The organism is Pseudomonas sp. CGJS7, from assembly GCF_036961695.1.
The window spans coordinates 12,335-36,701 of record NZ_JBAMDI010000069.1 but is presented as its reverse complement, the minus strand read 5'-3'; the positions used below and the strand labels follow the sequence as shown (position 1 = coordinate 36,701).

20 protein-coding genes and 1 pseudogene are annotated in these 24,367 nt (G+C 57.7%); 14 read left to right on the top strand and 7 right to left on the bottom strand.

Annotated elements, in window-relative coordinates:
- Positions 1 to 278: 278 nt before the first annotated feature.
- Positions 279 to 1,622, bottom strand: a complete 1,344-nt coding sequence (locus V7787_RS31865) for an OprD family porin (protein ID WP_047279633.1) — start codon at positions 1,620 to 1,622, stop codon at positions 279 to 281.
- Between the two features lie 404 nt (positions 1,623 to 2,026).
- On the opposite strand from V7787_RS31865, the gene V7787_RS31860 reads away from it, so the two are divergent.
- The 7 genes and pseudogenes from V7787_RS31860 to V7787_RS31830 all read left to right on the top strand — a co-directional run bounded on the left by V7787_RS31860 (position 2,027) and on the right by V7787_RS31830 (position 9,459).
- Complete coding sequence (locus tag V7787_RS31860; protein ID WP_336091388.1) at positions 2,027 to 3,298, top strand: TolC family protein; 1,272 nt, start codon at positions 2,027 to 2,029, stop codon at positions 3,296 to 3,298.
- Between the two features lie 68 nt (positions 3,299 to 3,366).
- The gene (locus V7787_RS31855) at positions 3,367 to 4,617 is read left to right on the top strand and encodes an efflux RND transporter periplasmic adaptor subunit (protein WP_196171443.1); all 1,251 of its coding nucleotides are present in this window, start codon (positions 3,367 to 3,369) and stop codon (positions 4,615 to 4,617) included.
- Between the two features lie 24 nt (positions 4,618 to 4,641).
- Complete coding sequence (locus tag V7787_RS31850) at positions 4,642 to 7,803, top strand: CusA/CzcA family heavy metal efflux RND transporter (RefSeq protein ID WP_010951454.1); 3,162 nt, start codon at positions 4,642 to 4,644, stop codon at positions 7,801 to 7,803.
- A 31-nt stretch (positions 7,804 to 7,834) separates the two neighbouring features.
- A pseudogene (locus V7787_RS31845) lies at positions 7,835 to 8,079 on the top strand (group II intron reverse transcriptase/maturase); the annotation flags it as partial.
- A 183-nt stretch (positions 8,080 to 8,262) separates the two neighbouring features.
- On the top strand, positions 8,263 to 8,586 hold the full coding sequence (locus tag V7787_RS31840; protein ID WP_003253432.1) for a DUF2790 domain-containing protein: 324 nt from the start codon (positions 8,263 to 8,265) through the stop codon (positions 8,584 to 8,586).
- A gap of 201 nt (positions 8,587 to 8,787) precedes the next feature.
- Positions 8,788 to 8,982: an MbcA/ParS/Xre antitoxin family protein gene (locus V7787_RS31835; RefSeq protein WP_255032616.1), complete on the top strand. Its 195-nt coding sequence runs from the start codon at positions 8,788 to 8,790 to the stop codon at positions 8,980 to 8,982.
- Positions 8,983 to 9,126: 144 nt separating this feature from the next.
- The gene (locus V7787_RS31830; protein WP_047279638.1) at positions 9,127 to 9,459 is read left to right on the top strand and encodes a DUF2790 domain-containing protein; all 333 of its coding nucleotides are present in this window, start codon (positions 9,127 to 9,129) and stop codon (positions 9,457 to 9,459) included.
- Positions 9,460 to 9,889: 430 nt separating this feature from the next.
- On the opposite strand, the gene V7787_RS31825 is transcribed toward V7787_RS31830, so the two are convergent.
- The 6 genes from V7787_RS31825 to V7787_RS31800 all read right to left on the bottom strand — a co-directional run bounded on the left by V7787_RS31825 (position 9,890) and on the right by V7787_RS31800 (position 14,857).
- On the bottom strand, positions 9,890 to 10,345 hold the full coding sequence (locus V7787_RS31825; protein ID WP_047279639.1) for a DUF411 domain-containing protein: 456 nt from the start codon (positions 10,343 to 10,345) through the stop codon (positions 9,890 to 9,892).
- Entirely contained in the window at positions 10,335 to 11,117 is a 783-nt protein-coding gene (locus V7787_RS31820; protein WP_047279640.1) for a c-type cytochrome, read from the bottom strand. The genes V7787_RS31825 and V7787_RS31820 overlap by 11 nt, the downstream gene beginning before the upstream one ends.
- 10 nt (positions 11,118 to 11,127) lie before the next feature.
- Positions 11,128 to 12,228, bottom strand: a complete 1,101-nt coding sequence (locus V7787_RS31815) for a copper resistance protein B (RefSeq protein WP_060477661.1) — start codon at positions 12,226 to 12,228, stop codon at positions 11,128 to 11,130.
- Positions 12,218 to 12,541: a hypothetical protein gene (locus tag V7787_RS31810; RefSeq protein WP_081016620.1), complete on the bottom strand. Its 324-nt coding sequence runs from the start codon at positions 12,539 to 12,541 to the stop codon at positions 12,218 to 12,220. The genes V7787_RS31815 and V7787_RS31810 overlap by 11 nt, the downstream gene beginning before the upstream one ends.
- A gap of 14 nt (positions 12,542 to 12,555) precedes the next feature.
- Entirely contained in the window at positions 12,556 to 14,469 is a 1,914-nt protein-coding gene (locus tag V7787_RS31805; RefSeq protein ID WP_047281597.1) for a copper resistance system multicopper oxidase, read from the bottom strand.
- 181 nt (positions 14,470 to 14,650) lie between these two features.
- Positions 14,651 to 14,857 carry a co-regulatory protein PtrA N-terminal domain-containing protein gene (locus V7787_RS31800; protein WP_047279644.1) on the bottom strand — a complete coding sequence of 69 codons (207 nt, stop codon included), beginning with the start codon at positions 14,855 to 14,857 and terminating at the stop codon, positions 14,651 to 14,653.
- Between the two features lie 164 nt (positions 14,858 to 15,021).
- Between V7787_RS31800 and V7787_RS31795 the strand changes: the two genes are divergently transcribed.
- The 7 genes from V7787_RS31795 (at position 15,022) to V7787_RS31765 (ending at position 24,275) form a co-directional block, all read left to right on the top strand.
- Positions 15,022 to 15,699: a heavy metal response regulator transcription factor gene (locus V7787_RS31795; protein ID WP_047279645.1), complete on the top strand. Its 678-nt coding sequence runs from the start codon at positions 15,022 to 15,024 to the stop codon at positions 15,697 to 15,699.
- Entirely contained in the window at positions 15,699 to 17,105 is a 1,407-nt protein-coding gene (locus V7787_RS31790) for a heavy metal sensor histidine kinase (RefSeq protein ID WP_060477658.1), read from the top strand. Before V7787_RS31795 ends, V7787_RS31790 begins: the two co-directional genes overlap by 1 nt.
- 470 nt (positions 17,106 to 17,575) lie before the next feature.
- Positions 17,576 to 18,826: a TolC family protein gene (locus V7787_RS31785; protein WP_060477667.1), complete on the top strand. Its 1,251-nt coding sequence runs from the start codon at positions 17,576 to 17,578 to the stop codon at positions 18,824 to 18,826.
- Positions 18,823 to 20,283 (top strand): efflux RND transporter periplasmic adaptor subunit, encoded by a 1,461-nt coding sequence (locus V7787_RS31780; RefSeq protein WP_060477657.1) that lies wholly within the window; start codon positions 18,823 to 18,825, stop codon positions 20,281 to 20,283. The genes V7787_RS31785 and V7787_RS31780 overlap by 4 nt, the downstream gene beginning before the upstream one ends.
- Positions 20,280 to 23,438 carry an efflux RND transporter permease subunit gene (locus V7787_RS31775; protein ID WP_047279649.1) on the top strand — a complete coding sequence of 1,053 codons (3,159 nt, stop codon included), beginning with the start codon at positions 20,280 to 20,282 and terminating at the stop codon, positions 23,436 to 23,438. The genes V7787_RS31780 and V7787_RS31775 overlap by 4 nt, the downstream gene beginning before the upstream one ends.
- The gene (locus V7787_RS31770; RefSeq protein ID WP_047279650.1) at positions 23,435 to 23,788 is read left to right on the top strand and encodes a copper-binding protein; all 354 of its coding nucleotides are present in this window, start codon (positions 23,435 to 23,437) and stop codon (positions 23,786 to 23,788) included. Before V7787_RS31775 ends, V7787_RS31770 begins: the two co-directional genes overlap by 4 nt.
- A 160-nt stretch (positions 23,789 to 23,948) precedes the next feature.
- Complete coding sequence (locus tag V7787_RS31765) at positions 23,949 to 24,275, top strand: four-helix bundle copper-binding protein (RefSeq protein ID WP_371326763.1); 327 nt, start codon at positions 23,949 to 23,951, stop codon at positions 24,273 to 24,275.
- Positions 24,276 to 24,367 lie beyond the last annotated feature (92 nt).

Sequence of the window (24,367 nt, the reverse complement as noted above, 5' to 3'; positions counted from 1 at the left end):
AGTATTGGGTTATTTTCTTCTTTGTACTGGCTTCGTTCCGCTCAGATGACGGCGAGGTTGCTCACATCGAGGAGACTGGTCATTGGTGTAGCCATGAACTTCACCGGCATGCGATGCGTACAATCGAACGCTTACTTGAATTTTAGGCAAAAAAAAGGCGCCCAAAGGGCGCCAAATATCCACCTTTTACCAAAGGAGCACTTAAGCCACTCAAGGTGAATTCGTAATGCTCGTTTTACTAACAGGATCAGCTAATGAATAACTGGTCCGTTAGCGAATTAAAGAATCGAAAGCGGGTACTCGATGATTACACGAGTTTCATCCAAATCCGATTCGAAAGCAGTGGCACGCGTGGTTGCCTGGCGCAACCGGAAGGACAGATCTTTTGCCGGGCCGGTTTGGACAACGTATTTGACTTCGACGTCACGCTCCCAGCGCTTCTGATTGTCGAGCGGGTTGCCGTTGTCGTCAGTGCGCATGTAGAACTGGTTAGCGTTCGAGTAATCCGCGCCCGAGCCTCTGGCGTAGCGGGTCATGAACGTCAGGCCTGGAATGCCGTAGCTGGTGAAGTTCAGGTCGTAGCGCAGCATCCATGAACGCTCTTTCGGCGAGTTGAAGTCGCTGTATTGGATGGAGTTGTCGACGAAGATCGAGTCCGACTGACGCAGGTAGTCGAAGTCGTCGTCGCCGTTGTTGCGCTGATGCGAGAGGGCCAGGGTGTGAGCACCGTAACGTACGCCGACCTTGGCACTCCAGATGTTGTTGTCAAATTCGCCCAGGCGTCGCTTACCTTCATCCACGGCTTTGTAGTAATTGAAGCCGCCGATCAGCGCCAGATCGTCGTTCAAGGGGTAGGCGAAGCTGGTACCGGCGTAGTACTGGTTCCAGACGTCTTTCAACTGGCTTGCATAGGCACTCACGGTCCAGTTGTCGTTGATCGAGTAATCACCGCCACCGTAGCCGATCCATGGCGAGTTGACTGGGCCGCCGTAGAAGGTCACGAAGTTGTCGTTAAGGTTGCTAGAGACCGGTTGGCTCATCGCATGCAGACGACCACCCTGCAGGGTGAGGCCTTGGATGCTGGTGTTCTCAACGGTCACGCCGCGAAAGCTTTCCGGCAACAGTCGCGAGTCACCCGATGCAACGACCGGGGTCGATGGGAAGACATCACCCACTTTCACGATGGTATCGAACAAGCGAACTTTGGCTGCGCCGCCGACCTTGGTGTATTCGTCGCGAGCTTCGCCCTTGTTATCAACAGGCAGCACGTCGAAGGAGCTACGGCCGCCGTTGCGCCCATCACCGGTGTCGAGCTTAAGGCCGATCATGGCGAAGGCATCAACGCCAAAGCCCACTGTACCCTGGGTAAACCCAGAGTTGAATTTGCTGATGATTGCGTGCGCCCAGGCTTCGGAGTAGCCATTGGTATTGCCTTTGCCACTGTTGTAAGTAGGGGCAGTGCTGTCGCGGTTATCACGATTGAAATAGAAGTTACGGTTCAGCACTGTAAGGCTGCTGCCTTCAATGAAGCCCTCTGGCTTGTCTTCAGCTTGTGCCGAAATAGCATAGCTTCCAGACAGCGCAGAAACTGCCGCCAAATACAGTGGTACTTTGATTTTCATCCGATGCTCCTTTGATTCACGGCAGTTTTTATTATGTTTACCTGCGCGGGTGTCGTTAATTGTTCTGACCCGGCGGCGCGCCTAGCGTAGCGCGAGCTCATATTTGCAGGCCGAAGATAACGGGAGGGTGATAGGAAAATTACAATTTCGTCATCTGCCCGTTATTTGGCGCCTTCGCACCGCGTGGTTGCCATCTCCGTTGCTTGTAACGAAATCATAGAGCCGGGTTGGGAATCGCAGTATTTACGGGCATTACAGGGATTTATTACGAAATTGTAATTTTCCAGCCACCCCTCTGATAGCTACCGCTCATTAGAGTGCCATCACCTAATCAAGTGGGGCTTGGCAGCTGTTTCGGCGTTCTCGCCAAGCTTTATCGAAGTTTGTGCACGAGGACCATCAAAGTGCCCCGGTATAACCGCAATGTCTTACCCAAGACCCCCGTCTCGCCCTGGAAGATCGCTGCACTCTGTGCAGTCATCTCTGGGTTGATGGCGCCTGCAGCCCTTGCCCAAAGCATCAGCTTGCCCCAGGCGCTTTCGACGGCCATGGATGCCAACCCAGACCTGGCCGCGGCCAGGCAAGAAATTGGGATCGCTGATGGTGCTCGCAAGCAGGCCGGGCTTATCCCCAACCCCACAATCTCGTATGACGTGGAAGACACCCGTCGTAACACCAGCCAGACGACTGTCTCTCTCAGCCAGACCCTTGAGCTGGGCGGTAAGCGGGGGGCTCGTGTTGACGTCGCCACATACGGGCAGACCGCCGCACAGCTTGAGTTAGACCGTCGCGTTAACGGCCTGCGTGCAGATGTCGTCCAAGCCTTTTACGCCGCGTTGCGGGCCCAGACAGGTCTCGACCTGGCCAAGCAATCTCTCGAACTGACTGAGCGCGGTCTTCGCATCGTCGATGGCCGTGTTCGCGCAGGTAAGTCGTCCCCAGTGGAGGCGACCCGCGCTCAAGTGCAACTGGCCGAAGCCCAGCTGCAAGTTCGACGTGCAGAAACGGAAAAAGCGACCGCTTACCAACAGCTCGCTCAAATTACCGGGAGCTCAGTCACCGTGTTTGATCGACTCGAATCGCCAACCCTCTCCCCGGGCTTGCCACCTCGCACTGAAGATCTGCTGGCTAAGCTCGACCAAACAGCAGAAATGCGTCAGGCCGTGGTTCAGATCGACAAGAGCGACGCCTCGCTCGGATCAGAGAAAGTTCAGCGTATCCCGAACCTTACTGTCAGCGTAGGTAGCCAGTACGACCGCTCTGTGCGCGAGCGGGTCAACACTGTGGGCCTGTCTATGCCGTTGCCGCTGTTCGATCGTAACCAAGGCAACATTCTTTCCGCTTCTCGTCGTGCAGATCAGGCCCGAGACCAGCGCAATGCTGTGGAGCTGCGTCTGCGCACCGAAACCCAAACCGCGTTGAACCAGTGGTCCACCGCCATGCAGGAGGTCGAGTCCTACGACAAGACCATTCTGCCATCAGCCCAACAAGCCGTAGAGACCGCAACCCGCGGCTTCGAGATGGGCAAATTTGGCTTCATCGAAGTGCTGGATGCCCAGCGCACCTTGATCGTCGCTCGTGGCCAATACCTCGAATCGTTGGCAGCGGCGACCAATGCGCGTGCGCAGGTGGAAAGGGTTTATGGCGAAGTCGGCTCAACTGCCGGCGCTCGCTGAACGGGCCAAACATTTTCTTCGGCACACAGCCTTGAACAAGCCGGTGCCTACGATCAGCAGGAGTAGCAATGGATAACAAACGCAAGATCGCCCTCGCGGTAGCCGCTGTGGCAGCCCTCGGATTTGGCAGCCTTGCCTGGAACAATAGTTCCGGACAGCAAGCCGCCAGTACCGCTGAGCATGGCGCTAACGATGGCCATGGCGACGAAAAGAAAGCCGCATCTGCCGCCAAAGAGGAAGGTGATGAGGGCCATGGTGAAGAAGGTCATAGCGAAGAGGGCGGTGAAGAAGAGGGCAAGCTGACGCTCAGCGCTGAACAGATCAAGGCCGCCGGTGTTGCCTTGGAAGCTGCAGCGCCTCGTGACCTCGGTACCGTCGTGAGCTTCCCGGGCGAAATTCGCTTCGACGAAGATCGTACTGCCCACGTGGTTCCTCGTGTTCCTGGCGTTGTTGAGGCTGTCCAGGCCAACTTGGGCGAGACGGTCAAGAAAGGGCAAGTCCTGGCGGTAATCGCCAGCCAGCAGATCTCTGACCTGCGCAGCGAACAACAGGCCGCACAGCGTCGCGTCGAACTGGCGCGTGTCACCTTCGAGCGTGAGAAGCAACTGTGGCAGGACAAGATCTCCGCAGAGCAAGACTACCTCCAAGCACGCCAAGCGCTGCAAGAGGCGGATATCTCCTTGGCCAACGCCAAGCAGAAGGTCGGCGCAATCGGTGCCTCGGTTAACTCTGTTGGCGGTAATCGTTACGAGCTCCGCGCTCCCTTCGACGCCGTGGTAGTGGAGAAACACCTGACCGTCGGCGAAGTCGTCAGCGAGGCGACCAACGCCTTCATCCTTTCCGACCTGAATCAGGTCTGGGCGACCTTCGCAGTTCCGCCGACAGATCTGGGCAAGGTCACGACTGGCCGTGCAGTGAAAGTCTCTTCGCCTGACATGAACGTCGAGGTCGAAGGGAAGGTGGGTTATGTCGGCAGCCTGCTGGGCGAGCAAAACCGTGCAGCTACTGTCCGCGTCACCTTGACCAACCCCAACGGCGCCTGGCGTCCAGGCCTGTTCGTAAACATTGCGGTCACCTTCCAGACCGATCGAGTTGCCGTAGCGGTCCCTGAGCACGCTGTGCAGACCGTTGAAGACAAACCTTCGGTATTCGTACGCACCCCAGATGGCTTTGACACCCGCCCGGTAAAACTGGGTCGCCGCGACAATGGGTACGTGGAAATCATCGACGGTATTGAAGCCGGCGCCCAGGTAGCAACCAGTGGCAGCTTCACACTCAAGTCCGAGCTCGGCAAAGCTTCTGCCGAACACGGTCACTGATGCGAACTGACAGGATGATTTCTCATGTTTGAACGTATCATCAGATTCGCCATCGAGCAGCGCATCGTAGTAATGATCGCCGTTCTGATCATGGCGGGTATCGGTATCTACAGCTATCAAAAGCTGCCCATCGATGCGGTACCCGATATCACCAACGTCCAGGTGCAGATCAACACTGCAGCGCCTGGTTACTCGCCCTTGGAAACCGAACAACGGATCACGTTTCCAGTTGAAACGGCCATGGCCGGTCTCCCGGGCCTTCAGCAGACCCGTTCCCTGTCTCGCTCTGGCCTGTCTCAGGTCACCGTGATCTTCAAGGATGGCACTGACATCTTCTTTGCCCGCCAGTTGATCAACGAGCGGCTGCAGGTTGCGAAGGAACAGCTGCCAGAAGGTGTAGAGGCCGTCATGGGTCCGGTATCTACCGGCCTCGGCGAGATCTTCCTGTGGACTGTTGAAGCCGAAGATGGCGCGGTCAAAGAGGACGGTACGCCGTACACCCCGACCGACCTGCGCGTGATCCAGGACTGGATCATCAAGCCTCAGCTGCGTAACGTCCCGGGTGTGGCCGAGATCAATACCATCGGCGGTTATGCCAAGCAGTTCCTGGTTGCGCCGGATCCAAAGCGCCTGGCTACCTACAAGCTGACACTCAATGACCTGGTCGCAGCGTTGGAAAGTAACAACGCCAACGTCGGTGCCGGCTACATCGAGCGTAATGGTGAACAGTTGCTCATCCGTGCACCGGGTCAGGTAGGCAATATCGAAGACATCGCCAACATCGTGATCACCAGTGTGGATGGTGCACCGATTCGCATCAGCAGCGTTGCTGACGTCAGCATCGGTAAAGAGCTCCGTACAGGTGCTGCTACTGAGAACGGCCGCGAAGTCGTGCTCGGTACCGTGTTCATGCTGATTGGTGAAAACAGCCGCACCGTATCTCAAGCTGTCGCCGCCAAATTGGCGGACATCAACCGCACCCTGCCAAAGGGCGTGGTGGCTGTGACTGTTTACGACCGTACCAACCTGGTTGAAAAAGCCATCGCGACGGTGAAGAAGAACCTGGTGGAAGGCGCGATCCTGGTTATCGCCATTCTGTTCCTGTTCCTCGGCAACATCCGTGCGGCTCTGATCACCGCGATGGTGATTCCGCTGTCCATGCTGTTCACCTTCACAGGCATGTTCAACAACAAGGTCAGTGCCAACTTAATGAGTTTGGGGGCACTCGACTTCGGCATCATCGTCGACGGTGCCGTGGTTATTGTAGAAAACGCGATCCGTCGACTGGCTCATGCGCAACATAAGCATGGCCGCATGCTCACCAAAACCGAACGCTTCCACGAGGTCTTTGCCGCGGCGCGAGAAGCTCGCCGGCCGCTGATCTTCGGTCAGCTGATCATCATGGTGGTGTACCTGCCGATCTTCGCCCTCACCGGCGTCGAAGGCAAAATGTTCCACCCGATGGCCTTCACCGTTGTGATGGCGCTGCTGGGTGCAATGGTCCTGTCCGTTACCTTTGTTCCTGCAGCTATTGCCATGTTCGTCACTGGCAAGGTGAAGGAAGAGGAAGGCGTGGTCATGCGCACAGCTCGACTGCGCTATGAACCGGTTCTGCAATGGGTGCTGGGACATCGGAACATCGCTTTCTCGGCCGCAGTAGCCTTGGTCGTGCTCAGTGGTTTGCTGGCAAGTCGTATGGGTAGCGAGTTCATCCCAAGCCTCAGTGAGGGTGACTTTGCGATGCAGGCCATGCGTGTGCCTGGAACGAGCCTCACTCAATCTGTCGAGATGCAGCAGCGTCTGGAGAAAGCGGTGATTGCGCAGGTGCCTGAAGTTGAGCGGATGTTCGCACGCTCGGGTACCGCAGAAATTGCATCTGACCCGATGCCGCCGAACGCCTCTGACGCCTACATCATGCTCAAGCCTCAGGATCAGTGGCCTAACCCGAAGAAGCCTCGTGATGAGCTGATTGCTGAAGTGCAGAAGGCCGCAGCGGGTGTTCCAGGAAGCAACTACGAGTTGTCGCAGCCAATCCAACTGCGTTTCAACGAGCTGATTTCGGGCGTGCGTAGTGACGTCGCTGTGAAAGTCTTCGGCGATGACATGGACGTGCTCAACAACACCGCCAACAAGATCGCGGCAGCGCTCAAAGCGGTCCCGGGCTCATCGGAAGTGAAAGTTGAGCAGACATCCGGCCTGCCGGTGCTGACCATCAACATTGACCGCGAAAAAGCAGCACGCTACGGCCTGAACATCGCGGATGTTCAGAACTCGATCGCTATCGCCGTGGGTGGCCGTCAGGCCGGCACGCTGTATGAGGGCGACCGTCGGTTCGACATGGTAGTACGCCTACCAGAGACCGTTCGCACCGACGTAGCGGGTATGTCCAGCTTGCTGATCCCGGTACCTGCCAATGCGGCACAGGGTGCCAATCAGATCGGCTTCATCCCGCTGTCCCAGGTCGCCAATCTGGACCTGCAACTGGGCCCGAACCAAATCAGCCGCGAGAACGGCAAACGTCTGGTTATCGTCAGCGCCAACGTTCGAGGCCGCGATCTGGGGTCCTTCGTTGAGGAGGCGACCGCATCGCTGGACAAGAAGGTGCAAATCCCTGCGGGCTACTGGACGACTTGGGGGGGCCAGTTCGAGCAGCTGCAGTCGGCTGCCAAACGCCTGCAGATCGTTGTTCCAGTCGCCTTGCTGCTGGTCATGACCTTGTTGTTCCTGATGTTCAACAACCTGAAGGACGGCATGCTGGTCTTCACCGGTATTCCATTCGCACTCACCGGTGGTGTTGTGGCGTTGTGGCTGCGGGACATCCCACTGTCGATCTCGGCAGGTGTCGGCTTCATTGCACTGTCCGGCGTTGCAGTCCTGAACGGCCTGGTGATGATTGCCTTCATCCGCGGGCTAAGAGAGGAGGGGCGGACGCTCAGGCAGGCAGTCGATGAAGGCGCATTGACCCGTCTGCGACCTGTTTTGATGACAGCTTTGGTAGCGTCCCTGGGCTTCATCCCGATGGCCTTGGCCACCGGTACCGGTGCAGAAGTTCAGCGTCCATTGGCAACGGTGGTAATTGGCGGGATCCTGTCCTCCACCGCACTGACCTTGCTGGTATTGCCTGCCCTGTATCACTGGGCACACCGCAAGGATGAAGACGGCGACGAGGCCGAAGTGGTTAGCTAACAGCCTCCGCTAAAGAGAAGCCCACAACACGTGGCTCAGGCACAAACTGCGCTGTGTCATCTGGCGACAATGGAAGCAGCCTTCGACGAGGGCTCGCAACCTGATACGGCTGGGGCTGGGTGCAGAGCGTGCCTGTAAATCGACCTCCAATGGAAGGCGGCCATGGTGGAACTCGGGTGCACCACATATGAATCAGGCGCTGCCGAAGAAACTATGGGACGCCTTGGGCTTGTCTCGATACTGGATACGATCAACCGGCTTAGTCGCATAACCTGAACCGCCGTGTACGGAAGCGTACGCACGGTGGTGTGAGAGGACGGCGGGCGTGAACCCGCCTCCTACTCGATTAAAGTGAAGTAGATGCACTTACCTTTCAAAATTGTAAGTTTCTCGTCATGCCGGTGATGCCTATGCATTGCTAAGGTTATGCCCGAGAAGTTTTGAAATTTAGAGGGTTTTATGAAAAAGCTAATTATCGCTGCTGCACTTGTTGTTTTCTCGGTGGCTTCGCAGGCCAACACTTTCTCCGAGAGCAAGCAGCTGCAATACACCAAGGAACACCAGACCGCAGTGGCCAAGTACGCGGAGAAAAATGGCAAGCCAATGCCAGAGATTCAGGATTACAAATATGGCATGAAGATCGACGTTGCTAAGTTCGTACGTCAGTCGCAGGACCCCCGTACCTGCCAGGTCTACCCACGGTTGATGACCTTCGAGGACTCCCAGGGCACGCTGAAGACTGTTCGTTACTCGATGTATTCGCAATGCATCAACAACAAGTAGTAAATGATTTGAACAGTACAATTAGAGATTTCGTAAATGCCAGGCAGTGCCTGGCATTTTTTATTACGCCCGTTGCCTCCATAGGTTCGAAATTTTTGCGCCTGGGCCCGGGCAAACCGTGCAATAGATCTCAGCCAACCAACAGAGACGGCTCTGAGCCAACCCGTTCAGGCCCATCGCCTGGATGCCCAGCAGAGCGCGGTGGCGTTCCAATATGCGAAAGGACCGGAGATAGCATCGAAGGTATTAGGCTCTCAGATGCTCGCGGAGCAGTGGCTTTGTCGGCCGTGCGGTCATTTGATGGGTTTTGTTCCATTCGAGATGCTCGACACGTCGCTCGGGTTCAGCCTAGTAGTGGACTATCTTGAGCGTCTACTCTTGGGTGTCTACCAATAGTTTGCCTGAGGGGGAACGGGTATGCGGTGAAGCCGCAACGCTACCTTCTTCTGCAAGCGGGACTTACAACCTTGTAATCCCCGTATCACTCAATTGACAGCGACCAAACCTTAATCTTCAGTCACGTCTAGTGGAGTGATTGAAATGAAAGTCATCAAAAGTATCACCGCCATCCTGGCCATAGTGGCCTCCTCAGCCGCACTCGCCGAAGGAGGATCCGACCGTCTATACGGGAAAATGATTCAGGCCAATGAGCAAGCTATGCGAGCTTATGCAGCCGCCAATGGTAAGAAGCCACCGGAGGTGATCCATTATCGCTACGGGATGCGGCCCGACGTGGCGAGGGTAATCAGCATGACATCGACCACGGCGAGCTGTGACGTGATGCCGGCACAGATGAACTACGAGGATTCCAACGGAGACGTGAAAATCCTTGAATACCGGACCGCTGGAGTCGGTTGCCGGGGCCAGAACTGAGCACTGAGCGAGCGGACAGGACTTACGCTGATAAAAAGCCGGGTTGAAGCGTCAATTCCGGCGATTGATCGCCTGGTGACCGGCTTACATGACTCGTGGAGTACGATGAGGATTGGTAGCTCAGACAGGAGAGCCTAATGACTGAATCAGTGCGCACCACGGTAAAGTGCCTGATCCCGGCGACGGCTCCGGCGATGTGATTGTGGAATTACCCGACAATATTCTGCGCGAGCTCGGGCTTACGACGGGCTACATACTCTCCATGGAGCTCATCAACGGCGATATCGTACTCAAACCAGTACGCGAGCGCCGTGAATCTGATTAGCTATCTTTTACAGGCCCACTGTATCGTCGTGTTGAGCAGATGAAGCTTTCTAGCCGGAGCACATGGGACGGCAGTCAGCCTACTGCCGTCCTTCTGGTCGATGTGTTATTTGGCCGGATAGTTGGCGACTACTTGGTCCTCGCCGCTTTTGGTTAAACCAATGACTTGGTAGGTATGGCTTACGCCATCAACCTCCATGCCTGGGGATCCAGCTGGCATTCCTGGTACGGCGATCCCGGCCAGATCGTTCCGCCCCCTGAGCTCTCGAATCTGCTCAGCTGGCACGTGACCTTCGACAAACTTTCCGTCGATCACTGCTGTGTGGCAGGACGCTAACCGTGGCGCTACGCCCACCTTCTGTTTCACTGCGCTCATGTCCGTCTCAACATGGTCGATCACTTTGAAACCATTAGCTTCCAGGTGCGCGATCCACTTCTTGCAGCAACCGCAGTTCGCGTCTCGGTGAACGTTGATGGACAATGGCTCGGCAGCGTAGGCCGCCGAGGTCACCAGAAGCCCAGCGATAGCAGCTAGCCGAACGAAGACCCGGTTAGTTGGCATGAGTGTGCTCCTTACCGTCTTTGTGAACATGCGTCTTAGGCGACGATGCCGGGTGGGGATCCGAATGGGCCTCGGCCGCATTGTGGTCACCGTGATGATCTGCCGCTTGGGCGGAGCCTGCGGGTGCAGTTCCGTGGTCGTGAGCTGCCTGGGCATGATCGTCGTCTGCCGCTTCGTCGTGATCACCATGCTCGGCACGACTGCTTACGCCGTGCTGGCCCTCATGGTTGTGCATATCGCTTTCACCGCCGCCGTGCTTGTGGCCACCGCTCGTGGCCACTAGAGCCTTGTACTGCTCAGGATTGATTTGGGGCAGTTGGTTCAGGAACGCGACGATTCCCCAGATGTACTCATCACCCATGCTCTTGCCCCAAGCGGGCATGCCGGTGGCTTTGATACCGTGTTTGATCGTCCAGAATGCGGCGGCCGGATCGCCTCCGACACCGACCTTGGTGAGGTCAGGTGGCGACGGGTATAGCGCTTGGCTTAGTTCAGTCTGCCCAACGCCTGGGGCGAGGTGGCACCCAATGCACATGGCGTTGTAGTTGCCTGCTCCTGCCTTGATCAACGCGGCATTCTTTAGGTCAGGCACTTCAATGTCTCGCGCTCGAACCTCAATCGACCGGTCGCGAGCCATGGCGAGAAACGAATGGACAGCCGGAAAGTGAGGATCATCGGCGCCGACATTCACCAAGCCGAAATACGCCGTGCCCAATACAGCAGCACTTCCGAAAGTACCGGCCACGAGCAGCGTTGTAATTGTTCTTTTCATGTTGAAATTCTCAGAACCACATCCTGATACCGGCAACGAAGCGTGCCTCATTAACATCTCCACCCTCGTCTCGGATGAAGTCAGCGGTGTTGCCGTAGGAGCGGCTCCAGGTAACGCCTATGTATGGAGCAAACTGGCGGACAATTTCATACCGTAGACGCAGGCCGACTTCGGTATTGGCCAGACCCGAGCCAACACCGCGCTCAGGATCGTTCTTGCCATAGAAGTTCGCCTCGGCCGTGGGCTGCAAAATCAAGCGATTGGTCAGCAGGATGTCGTATTCGCCCTCAAGACGCGCAGCAGTCTGGCCGTTCTCGCCTATGAACGCCGTGGCTTCGGCCTCGAAGTCATACAAGGCCATGCCCTGAATACCAAAGGCTGCCCAGGTCTGTGGGGATTCCGGTTTGAAATCCTGACGGACCCCGGCGACCACATCCCACCATGGACTGACCGAGCGGCCGTAAAGCAATTGCAGCTCGGCGTCTTCGGTTACCCCATTGGTGCGCTCGCCTTCCGAACGAACCCAGAGTCGATTAATGTCACCGCCTACCCAGCCTGAAGCGTCCCAGGCCAGGGTGCTGCCCTCATCGGCGTCCTGGTATTCGAGCTGGTCCAACAGGAAGAAACTGTTGATTCCGCTGTCGTGCACCTGGTGGCCACCCAAAGGCGGAAAGGCTGCCTCACGGTCGGCATCAGTGAGCACTGGAATCGGCGTGCGGCTAGTTGTGGTTGGAGAAGTCGCTGAACCATGATTCATCTGGGAATGGTCCATGCCCTTCATCGAACCGTGATCCATGCCCTTCATGGTTCCATGGTCCATCTTGCTATGGTCCACCGGGCTGGATTTGCTCTGGCTTTGAGCATGCCCCATCTGGCTGTGATCAACAGGGGCAGTCTGTTTCTGATGTTTGCTAACCCCCATCTTGCTGTGATCCATCGCCGGCATCGATTCGGACGGAGCAGCATCCATTTGCATGGAACCGTGCCCCATTTTCGAATGATCCATGCCCGAGTGATCCATTTCTTCAGCGGCGAAGCTGGGCGTTACGCCCAGCATGCCGATTGAAACAGTCAGGGCCAGCAGCGAAGGCCGCCCGAGGCTATTGGCCATCTTTCCCTGCCTTAGCTTTGTCGCTGCCATGCGATTTCATCATTTTGTCGTGGTCCATGCCTTCCATCGAGCCATGGTCCATTCCCTTCATCGAGCCGTGGTCCATACCTTCCATGGAACCATGGTCCATGCCTTCATGGTTCATCCCCTGGCCCTGCTTGTCCTGCGAGCCTTTGGCTTTGCCTGCCTCGGTGGATTTCTGTGAGTGCTGATCATGGTTGTCGCTGGACCACGACGACGGGGCATAAACAGCCAGCATGCCTACCATCGCAGCAGAAAGGAAAAAGGCGCTTCGTTTCATTGGTTTGCTCATCTCAGATCTCCGGTTCATTCGTCCACACGGACTTCTCGGAACATGCCCATTTCCATGTGGAACAGTAGGTGACAGTGATAGGCCCAACGTCCCAAGGCGTCTGCGGTGACGCGATAGCTTCGTTTTGAGCCAGGTGGCATGTCGATGGTGTGCTTGCGAACCATGAAGTTGCCATTCTCGTCCTCCAGATCACTCCACATACCGTGGAGGTGGATGGGGTGAGTCATCATGGTGTCGTTGACCAAGGTGATGCGAAGACGCTCGCCATATTTCAACCGCAGCGGTTCAGCGTCGGAGAATTTGATACCGTCGAACGACCACGCGAACTTCTCCATGTGGCCGGTAAGGTGCAGTTCGATTGTGCGTCCAGGCTCTCGACCATCGGGATCGATGAAGGTGCTCCGCAAATCGGCGTAGGTCAGCACTCGGCGCCCGTTGTTGCGCAGGCCAATTCCCGGATCGTTCAGCTTCGGGGTCGGCGACATGGTCTGCATATCGACCAACGGGTTGTTGGTCTCGGAAGCCGGATGGCTCTGCATTGCCCCGCTCATGCCGGCCATGCCCTCATGACCCATCCCAGCCATCTTGCTGTGATCCATGCCGGCCATATTGCCGTGGTCCATCCCAGCCATCTTGCTGTGGTCCATGCCGGCCATGCTGCCATGGTCCATTCCAGCCATCTTGCTGTGGTCCATGCCGGCCATGCTGCCGTGGTCCATCCCAGCCATCTTGCTGTGGTCCATGCCGGCCATGTTGCCTTGGTCCATGCCAGCCATGCTGCCGTGATCCATTCCGCCCATGCTGCCGTGGTCCATGCCCATGTCGCTCATGGCGATGATCGGGCGCGGATCTACCTCCGGCACGGGCGCTTGCAAGCCTTCACGAACTGCCAGGGTGCCTCGGGAGTACCCGGTACGGTCCATGGACTGCGCGAAGATCGTATAGGCCTGCTCGTTTTCAGGTTCGACGATGACATCGTAGGTTTCCGCAACGGCGATCCGGAACTCATCGACCGATACGGGTTTGACGTACTGGCCGTCGGCAGCCACAACCGTCATCTTGAGCCCAGGAATCCGGACATCGAAATAGGTCATGGCCGAGCCGTTGATAAAGCGCAGGCGGATTTTCTCGCCGGGCTTGAAGATTCCCGTCCAGTTGCCGTTCGGAGCCTGGCCGTTCATGAGGTAGGTGTAGGTATACCCGCTCACATCAGCGAGGTCGGTGGGGCTCATCTTCATTTCAGCCCACATCTTCCGATCCGCTACAGCGGCCGACCAGCCTTTCTCGCTCACATCGTCAACGAAGTCGCCAATTGTGCGCTTGTGGAAGTTGTAGTAGTCAGATTGCTTCTTGAGTTTGGAGAGCACCTGCGCCGGGTCTTCATCCGTCCAATCGCTGAGCATGACGACGTAATCACGGTCATATACAAACGGCTCCGGATCTTTGGCATCGATCACCAAAGCCCCATAGACCCCGGACTGTTCTTGGAAGCCTGAGTGACTGTGATACCAGTAAGTGCCGTTCTGGTGGACCTTGAACTTGTATTCGTACATGCCATCGGGAGCGATGCCGTGGAAGCTCAAGCCCGGCACACCGTCCATGTTGGCGGGCAGGATGATGCCGTGCCAGTGAATGGAGGTGTCCTGTTTCAGCCGGTTGCGTACGCGCAGCGTCACGGTGTCGCCTTCGCGCCATCGCAGGATTGGCCCTGGCACGGAGCCGTTGATGGCCATGGCCGTACGAGCTGCACCCGTGATGTTGACGGGCAGTTCACCGATATACAGATCGAAGTCCGTGCCGCTGAGCACGTTCGGTTGGCCAGGGCTGGTCACGGCCCAGACCGGCGCGCGCCACATGCCGAGCCCACCCAGAAGTCCGGTAGCGGCCAGGCCTTTGACGAAAGATCGTCTCGTGGTTTTGCTTTGCATGCCGTTGCGTCCAGTCAGGTAGATCGCTGATATCCAGGCTGCTCGATGGCGCAGCCCTTGGGTTCATTGGTGCTCTCACCAGTCTCGTAGACTTTCGCCACTGCGCGAGGCTGATGAGAGGCCGTAGTCTGAAACTGCCATAGTTCAGATTCCGGGGTGATTACATTTCTGTAAGCTCGGATCAGCAGCTTTCGTGGCCCGCGTGCTTGCTGGACTGGGCGGCGACTGGCGCCTGCTCTCTCTTCTCCTGCGCAACCTGGTAGCCCTGCATGGAACTTTGGCGAGCCGCTTCCATCCGCGCAAAGGTCCGGTCCGCGCCGCCCTCTGCCAGGGCAATGCCTGCCGTGCCGAAGGTAACGACCAACACAATTGCTTTGACCATGTTCATCTGGAGATCCTCAATGGTTCTGCGCCTCATGGCGTCAGGTACGTGGTCAAGTTAGCCTCGCGGTGCTGTCAGAAAACTGATCTCGACATTACTTTTCCGTCAGCTTCTGGTTGGGCGTCTTTTTTCCTGCAAACTGGAGATGCACCCCGCGTGGATGAGAGCAGATGAAATTACTCGTAGCCGAAGATGAGCCGAAAACCGGTGTCTACCTCCAGCAAGGCCTGACAGAAGCTGGCTTCACCGTTGACCGGGTGATGACAGGCACTGATGCCCTGCAACACGCGCAGAGCGAAGCCTATGACTTGCTGATTCTCGATGTGATGATGCCGGGGCTCGATGGCTGGGAGGTTCTGCGCAAGATACGCGCAGCGGGTAAGGATGTGCCGGTCCTTTTCTTGACGGCCCGTGATGGCGTAGACGATCGCGTGAAAGGTTTGGAGCTGGGCGCTGATGATTACCTAGTGAAGCCCTTTGCATTCTCGGAGCTGCTGGCTCGGGTTCGCACGTTGCTGCGCAGAGGCAACGGTGGTTCTGCTCAAACCACCATGAAAATGGCAGACCTTGAAGTGGACCTGCTCAAGCGCCGGGCTACGCGAAACGGTAAGCGTATCGACCTTACTGCCAAGGAGTTTTCCCTGTTGGAGCTGCTCATGCGCCGACGCGGCGAGGTGCTCCCCAAGTCGCTGATCGCTTCTCAGGTCTGGGACATGAACTTCGACAGTGACACCAACGTGATCGAGGTCGCGATTCGCCGACTGCGGGCCAAGATTGATGACGACTTCGCGCCAAAGCTCATCCACACCGCCCGAGGCATGGGCTACATGATGGATGTGCCCGAGTGATGCGCCCGCAATCATCCCTCGTCAAGCGACTGACACTAATGTTCATGTTCGCGGTGACTGCTGTCTTGGTCGTTGCCGGCGTGGCTTTCTACGGGCTCAGCCAGCACCATTTCCGGATGCTGGATGAGCAGGCGCTTGCCGAAAAGCTGGAGTCAACGCGTCATATCCTTTCCATTTCAGCAGCGCGAGGCGAGCTCGACGATCAGGAGCAGCAACTGCGGGCATTGCTCGGCGCACATCAGGATCTTTCGGCGAAAATCACCAAGGCTGACGGCACGGTCCTTTTTTCAGACTCCAAAGCCTCCCAAATCCCTCAGCGGTTCGAGCAGGCGCGCCAGGGTGCGGTTTGGGAATGGCAGGATGAAGCGCAGAACTTCCGCGGTATCACCGCCCAGTTGACTATCGCGGGCGAGCCGGAACCGGTAACGGCCGTGCTGATGCTCGATGTCACCACTCACGCGCATTTCTTTGTCACCCTGCAATGGTGGTTCGGCATCGGCTTGGTGATCAGCGCGATTGTGAGCGCAGGCTTGGGCTGGGTCGTGGCCAAAAGCGGACTCCGGCCTGTCAGGCAAATCACCAAAGTGGCCACCGGGATGTCGGCAAAATCTCTCCGCGAGCGCATTCCACTGGAGCCCGTACCGCTTGAGCTTCAGGAACTCATCCTGTCTTTCAACGGGATGCTGGGACGGTTGGAGGATACATTCGTTCGGTTGTCCAACTTCTCTGCCGATATCGCTCACGAGTTGAGAACGCCGGTCAGCAACCTGCTGACTCATACCGAAGTGGTGCTCACCAAGAAGCGTGACCTGGATGCCTATGAGGAAAACCTCTATTCGAACCTGGAAGACCTCAAGCGCATGTCGCGCATGATCGACGACATGCTTTTCCTAGCCAAGGCGGATAATGGTCTGATCGTGCCCGAGCAGATCGATGTGGACCTCTCCGAACTCGTATCCAAGCTGTTCGAGTACTACCAGTTTCTGGCTGAGGACCGGGGCATTCAGCTGACCCTCCAAGGTCGTGGCAAGGTTCGTGGTGATCGCCTGATGATTGACCGAGCCCTTTCCAACCTATTATCTAACGCGTTGCGCTACACCCCGGAAGGCAATGAGATAGCAGTGCAGATCGAGCAAACACGTGAAACCGTGACGCTATCCGTACGTAACAGCGGAGTAACCATCGATCCTCAGCACATTGGCAAGATCTTCGACCGGTTCTATCGGGCCGATCCAGCCAGACGCGAAGGTGGTCCAAGTAATGCGGGCCTGGGGCTGTCGATCACACGTTCCATTATTGAGACTCACAGCGGACGAATTTGGTGTACTTCAGAGGAGGGTGTCACAACCTTCTTCATCAGCCTTCCTGCCTCCAAGCGGTTGGTTGGTGCAGCCCCAACCCCTTAATGCTGAATTCATCCCGGTAACCTATACTCGCCCATCATGAATCGGTTCATTCGACTGCTCACCATCCTGATGATTATCGTGGCGCTTCCGCTTAACGGGATGGCGGGCATCGATTCGGCGACTGAACCTTGCCCAATGCAGACCATGGGCATGGAAATGATGGCGGGCATGGACCATGACTGCTGCCAGGACCAAGACCCGGGCAAGACTGGTGACCATGCCAAATCCTGCAAGGTGGGTCAGGAGTGCAGGACTGCCAGCACAGTGCAGCTCAGCTTCCTGACGCCTGGACTGACCTATGCAAAGCCACGGCCTGCCGATACCTACGCTGTAGGCATAGCGACAGGTTCTCCCCCCGATCCATGGCGTCCTCCCCGCGTCTGACTCCCTCTTAATTTCACACCATCGTTCTGCTTAGAAGCGGGGCGATGGCACGCGCCTGGGCGCTGATCTTTCGAGGAATCATTTTCATGACTCCCCAACGTTTTCAGGGACGGATCACCACGGCCGTCCTTTTCATACTGCTGCCGGCTGTCTCGGCACAGGCTGTAACGCTGTCGCTGGATGAGGCGCTGCAATTGGCTGAACGCAACGCTCCCTCTCTACAGGCCCGCCTGGAGCAGGCATCAGCTGCTCGCAGCTCGGTCATCCCAGCGGGCGAACTACCCGATCCGCGCCTCAATCTTGGGGTACAAAACCTGCCGATTGAAGGCGCTGATCGCTGGAGCATGAACAGAGACTTCATGACCATGCAGGTGGTTGGCCTGTCCCAAGACGTACCGAATCGGGAAAAACGCAAAGCTCGTGTAGAGACAGCTCAGGCCACGGTCGAGCGAGCCGATGCCGAGGCAGTCTTCGAGCGCCTGAAGATTCGGGCGGCAACCGCACAGGCTTGGGTTACGGCGTACACCGTGCAGCGAAAACTTGAACACTTCGACGCTTTCTACAAAGAAAACCAGCTGCTGGCATCTACGGTGCGGGCGCGCCTGGCCGGAGGCGCAGGCTCAACGGCCGATACGCTGGCTCCCAAACAGGAATTGGCACAGCTGGACGAGCAGAAAGATGTTTTGTTGAGTCAGGCAGCTCAAGCGCGATCCGCGCTGAAGCGCTGGATTGGGCAGGACGCCGAAGTAGGCGCGCCGACTTTCCCTGTCTGGCCAGTAGACGCAGCTGAATACCTGCACTCCGTTCATGCCCATCCGGAGCTCAATACCTACAACGCCATGACACGCGAGGCGCAAGCCCAGGTACACCAGGCCCAGGCAGAAAAGAAGTCAGATTGGTCTTGGGGGGTGGATTATCAGCGTCGTGGCCCGGACTTCAGCAACATGGTCAGCCTGCAAGTTAGCTTCCAGTTGCCGTTGTTCACTGGCTCACGGCAAGACCCGATGATTGCGGCACGACGCGCACAAGTTCGCCAGTTGGAGGACGAGCAGGACGCTGCCCTGCGCGAGCATCAAGCCCAGCTAGAAACAGACCTTGCCGAGTACCAACGCTTGCAACGGGCGGTGCGGCGCAGTCGCGAAACGCTTCTACCTCTGGCCGAGGACCGGGTACGCCTCGCTCTTGCGGACTACCGCGCCGGTAAGTCGTCGTTAAGTGAAGTGCTGTCGGCACGTCGGCAACGCGTGGAAGCGCTGTTACAGGATGTGGACCTGCAAGGACAGTTGGCGGCAACAGCAGCGCGTCTGCATTTCGTATATGGAGAGGTGCAGGCATGAGGGGTAGGTCGATTGGTTTGGTTGTGGCTGCTGCCCTTGCTATTGGGATAGGTGCGGGCTTCTGGCTGGGTGGACGTGGCACGGTTACCCCATCTCAGCCAGATGGTGAGCAAAAAGCGCTGTACTGGTACGACCCGATGTATCCCCAGCAGCATTTCCCGGCACCCGGTAAATCGCCATTCATGGATATGCCGCTCGTGCCCAAGTATTCAGACGACGCGAATGACAAGGGGCAGCTCGCGGTTCAGGTCTCGGCTGGGCTCCAGCAAAATCTCGGGATTCGATTGGCAACGGTGACGGCTGGCCGGCTTGAACGATCCCTGAGCGTGAGCGGCGTTCTGGCGTTCGACGAACGCGACTTCAGCGTATTGCAGGCCCGTACTGGCGGTTACGTCGAACGCGCATATGGCCGAGCGACGGGGGACATAGTTGTCAAAGGGGCTCCTCTAGCCGATGTGCTGACCCCGGAGTGGGCTGGTTTGCAGGAAGAATATCTGGCGTTGCGACATTCCGGCGACGCTCAGCTGACGGCGGCGGCGCGACAGCGGCTCGTGCTCTCCGGCATGCCGGTCGACCTGATCAACCGGGTCGCGAGTACTGGGAAGGTGCAGCTCTCGGTCACACTTTCTGCGCCTACTGCCGGTGTAATCCAGGTTCTCGATCTACGACCCGGCATGACGCTGACGCCGGGGGCTACCTTGGCAAGGATCAACGGAGTGGCCAACGTCTGGCTGGAAGCCGCCGTGCCAGAAGCCCAGGCTCAAGGTCTCCACGAAGGCCAGCCTGTACAGGCGCAATTGCCAGCGTTTCCAGGTGATCCCGTACCGGGCAAGCTGACTGCGCTGTTGGCCGATGCCGACTTGCAAAGCCGTACTTTGCGCCTGCGTATCGAGTTGCCCAACCCGGATGGACGGCTTCGTCCTGGAATGACCGCACAGGTGGCTCTCCATCCCAGCGTGTCCGCCGAGGAGAGTCTCTTGGTGCCTGCCGAGGCGGTCATACGCACCGGCAAGCGGGATCTGGTGATGCTGGCTGAAGACGATGGTCGCTTCCGACCGGTGGAAGTCGTGTTGGGTCAGGAGAGCAAGGGGCAAGTTGCGGTGTTGCAGGGCCTTCAGGCAGGTCAGCGCATCGTCGCATCCGGGCAATTCCTGCTGGACTCCGAAGCTAATTTGAAAGGCATCGAAGCGGCGACGGCGCAGGATGCTCAGCCCAAAGCGGGGCCCGCCCTCCATGAAGCGAACGGCCGTATCGTGCAGATAGACGGAGCCCAGCTCACCGTTGCCCATGGTCCCTTCCTCACCCTGGGCATGCCTGGGATGACCATGACCTTTCCGGTGGCTGATCAGTCGCTCCTTGATGGCCTCAAGGTCGGTGCGCAGATTCGCTTTGGCATACGCGAACGAGACGAGGGCATGGTGGTTGAGCAGATCAAAGTGTTGGAGGGCCAACCATGATTGCCAAACTGATTCGCTGGTCGGTAGGCAACCGCGTGCTGGTGCTTCTCGCCACGCTGTTTCTGGTGGCATGGGGATTCGTCTCGGTGAGGAGCCTGCCAATCGACGCCTTGCCCGACCTGTCGGATGTACAGGTGATCATCCGCACGTCCTACCCAGGACAGGCACCTCAGATCGTTGAGAATCAGGTGACCTATCCGCTGACCACCACCATGCTTTCGGTTCCGGGAGCCAAAACAGTACGTGGCTTCTCCGCATTCGGTGACAGCTTCGTCTACGTGCTGTTCGAGGATGGCACCGATCTGTATTGGGCGCGCTCTCGGGTTCTTGAGTATCTGAGCCAGGCGCAATCGCGATTACCTGCGGCAGCCAAGCCGGTATTGGGACCGGACGCCACCGGAGTGGGCTGGATTTATCAGTATGCGCTGGTTGATCGCAATGGCGGCCATGACCTGTCGCAACTGCGCAGCCTGCAGGACTGGTTCCTGCGCTATGAGCTCAAGACCCTGCCGGATGTCGCTGAGGTGGCCACCATCGGCGGTATGATCAAGCAGTACCAAGTCGTCCTCGATCCGCTTCGCATGGCCAGCCTCGGTATCACCCAAGCTGAAGTGGTGGAGGCTATAGGCAAGGCCAACCAGGAGACCGGTGGCGGTGTGCTGGAGCAAGGCGAAGCAGAATTCATGGTTCGTGCGGCGGGCTACTTAACATCGTTGGACGATTTCAGAGCGATCCCACTGCGACTGGCTGCCAAGGGCGTGCCGGTGAAGTTAGGCGATGTCGCTACGGTGCAGATAGGTCCGGAAGCCCGCAGAGGCATAGGCGAGCTGGACGGCCTCGGTGAGGCCGTAGGTGGAGTGGTTATCCTGCGCAGCGGCAAGAATGCTCGTGAGGCCATCGCGCACGTTAAGGCCAAGCTCGAAACCTTGAAGAAAGGCCTACCTACCGGGGTGGAGCTTGTCACCGTCTACGACCGCAGCCAGCTGATCGACCGTGCTGTGGAGAATCTCAGTCACAAACTTGTCGAGGAGTTTGTGGTAGTGGCGTTGGTATGCGCAGCGTTTCTCTGGCACCTGCGCTCGTCGCTGGTTGCCATCGTGTCGCTGCCCGTGGGAATTCTGATTGCGCTGATCGTCATGCGTCATCAGGGCATCAACGCCAACATCATGTCCCTTGGCGGAATCGCTATAGCCATCGGTGCAATGGTGGACGCTGCCGTGGTCATGATCGAGAACGCCCACAAACGAGTTGAGGCCTGGAATTCCCGGCACCCTAGTCAACTTTTGCGGGGCGAAGCGCATTGGAAGGTTATGACGGAGGCAGCCGTGGAGGTTGGTCCTGCGCTGTTCTTCAGCCTCATGATCATCACGCTCTCGTTCATCCCGGTGTTCACACTGCAAGCCCAAGAGGGCCGCCTCTTTGCCCCCCTGGCCTTTACCAAGACATACGCAATGGCAGCGGCGGCTGCGTTATCGGTGACCCTGATACCGGTGCTGATGGGGTACTGGATCAGAGGGCCACTGCCAGCGGAACAGCGCAACCCGCTCAACAGGGTGCTCATCCGGCTATACCGTCCGGCATTGGAGGTCGTCCTGCGCCGGCCTCTGGTGACCCTCGCTGGAGCAGCGCTTATCCTGCTCAGCAGTCTGTGGCCCTTGAACCATCTCGGCGGCGAGTTTCTTCCCCCCCTTGATGAAGGTGATCTGCTCTACATGCCTTCAGCCTTGCCTGGGCTCTCGGCGCAGAAAGCTTCAGAGCTGTTGCAGCGAACGGATCGCTTGATTCGTACCGTCCCCGAGGTAGCCAGTGTTTTTGGTAAGGCCGGCCGCGCCGAGTCGGCCACCGACCCTGCACCTCTGGAGATGTTCGAGACCACCGTGCGGCTCAAGCCCAAGAGTGAATGGCGTACCGGTATGACCACGGAGAAGCTCATCGAAGAGCTTGACCGTATCGTGCGTGTGCCCGGGCTCACCAACATCTGGATTCCGCCTATCCGCAACCGGATTGACATGCTGGCCACCGGCATCAAGAGTCCAATCGGCGTCAAGGTTGCCGGCAGCGATCTGAACCAGATAGACCGGGCTACCCTTGCTGTGGAGCGGGCAGCGAAAAAGGTGCCTGGAGTGACTTCGGCCCTGGCAGAGCGTTTGACTGGCGGCCGCTACATAGATCTGGACATCGACCGCCATGCCGCTGCCCGTTATGGCCTGAACATCACCGACGTTCAGGCTATTGTTGCCGGTGCAATAGGTGGCGAAACCATTGGGGAAACGGTTGAAGGGTTAGCTCGTTATCCCATCAGCGTGCGCTATCCACGCGAATGGCGTGATTCCGTGGAGGCGTTGCGTCAGCTTCCGATCTACACCTCGCAGGGCGGCCAGCTCACGCTCGGCACCGTGGCCCGCATACGTATTGCCGATGGCCCGCCAATGCTCAAGAGCGAGAATGCTCGCCCCTCAGGTTGGGTGTACATCGATGTGCGCGGCCGAGACCTATCGTCTGTTGTCGCAGACCTACGTCAATCTATCGACAGCGAGGTAAAGCTCGATCCGGGCATGAGCTTGAGCTACTCCGGTCAGTTCGAATACCTGGAGCGGGCGAACGCCCGCCTGGCCTGGGTGGTGCCGGCCACCTTGGCCATTATCTTCGTGCTGCTTTACCTGACATTTGGGCGCTTCGGTGAAGCAATGCTCATCATGGGCACCTTACCTTTTGCCCTAACCGGAGGCGTTTGGCTGCTGTATCTGCTGGGCTACAACCTGTCGGTGGCCACAGGCGTAGGTTTCATTGCCCTGGCCGGCGTAGCGGCGGAGTTCGGGGTGATCATGCTCATTTACCTGAATAACGCTTGGGCTGAGCGTCAGGCCGAATGCGAAACCACACGCGCAGCGCTGCTCGATGCAATCCGTGAGGGCGCGGTGCAGCGCATCAGACCCAAGGCAATGACTGTGGCGGTCATCGTTGCAGGCCTGCTGCCCATCCTCTGGAGCAGCGGTACCGGCAGCGAGGTCATGAGTCGCATCGCGGTGCCCATGGTGGGCGGGATGCTGACCGCTCCATTGCTCTCCCTGTTTGTAATACCTGCGGCGTACTGGCTGGTCCGTCGCCGCGAACTCGCTGTAACAACCCCTCACTTTTCAGGAGTAATCCAATGAAAAAGCTATTCGTCATCGCAGGCCTGGTCACAGTTTTCGCCGCCAGTGTGCATGCCCAGGACATGGATGGTATGGACATGAAGAACATGCCAGCTTCCGCCGAGGGTGGCCAAGGCACCCAGGCGGCATCCACTGCGCATGCTGAAGGGACAATTAAGGCGCTGGATCCGCAAAGCGGAAAAATCACCTTGGCCCACGGCCCAGTAGCAGAGCTCAAATGGCCGGCGATGACCATGGGTTTCCAAGCGGAACCTGCACGGCTGAACGGCTTGAACGTAGGAGACAAGGTGGAATTTGCATTCCGTATGGAGGGAAGCGTCGCGAAAATCGTGAGCATTCAGAAGCAGTGATTTTCCAGCCTTAAATGATCCGGCAGGCCTTCACACCGAGATGCTTCGGACAAGCTTACAGAAATGTAATCAATCTTCAGGACCCCGTCAGGTCGAACGCTACATACCGTTTTGAAACGGTTTACTGGCATCACATCGACCCGATACCGGAGATATGACCATGAACAGTCGCTTTGAAGAATGCATCTCGGAATGCCTGCGCTGTGCGCTGGCCTGTGAAGGCTGTGCGACAGCCTGCCTTCAAGAACAGGATGTAAAAATGATGGCTGACTGCATCAAGCTGGACAGGGATTGCGCAGATATGTGCAAGCTTGCGGCTACCTTGATGGCACGAGAAAGCATGCTTGCCAGAGAGCTATGTGCCCTATGCGCCAAAATTTGCCGGGCCTGCGGGGAGGAGTGCGGTCAGCATAAGGCAGACCACTGTCAGCATTGCGCACAGGCCTGTATGGCCTGCGCAGAATCCTGCGAAGCAATGGCTGCGTAGCGCATCTAGCCCAGTCTTCGCCGGCTTTCCATGCGCCTGATAAAGGACTTGGATACGTCGATAACCGTCGGACTAGGGAGACGGGTAGATCG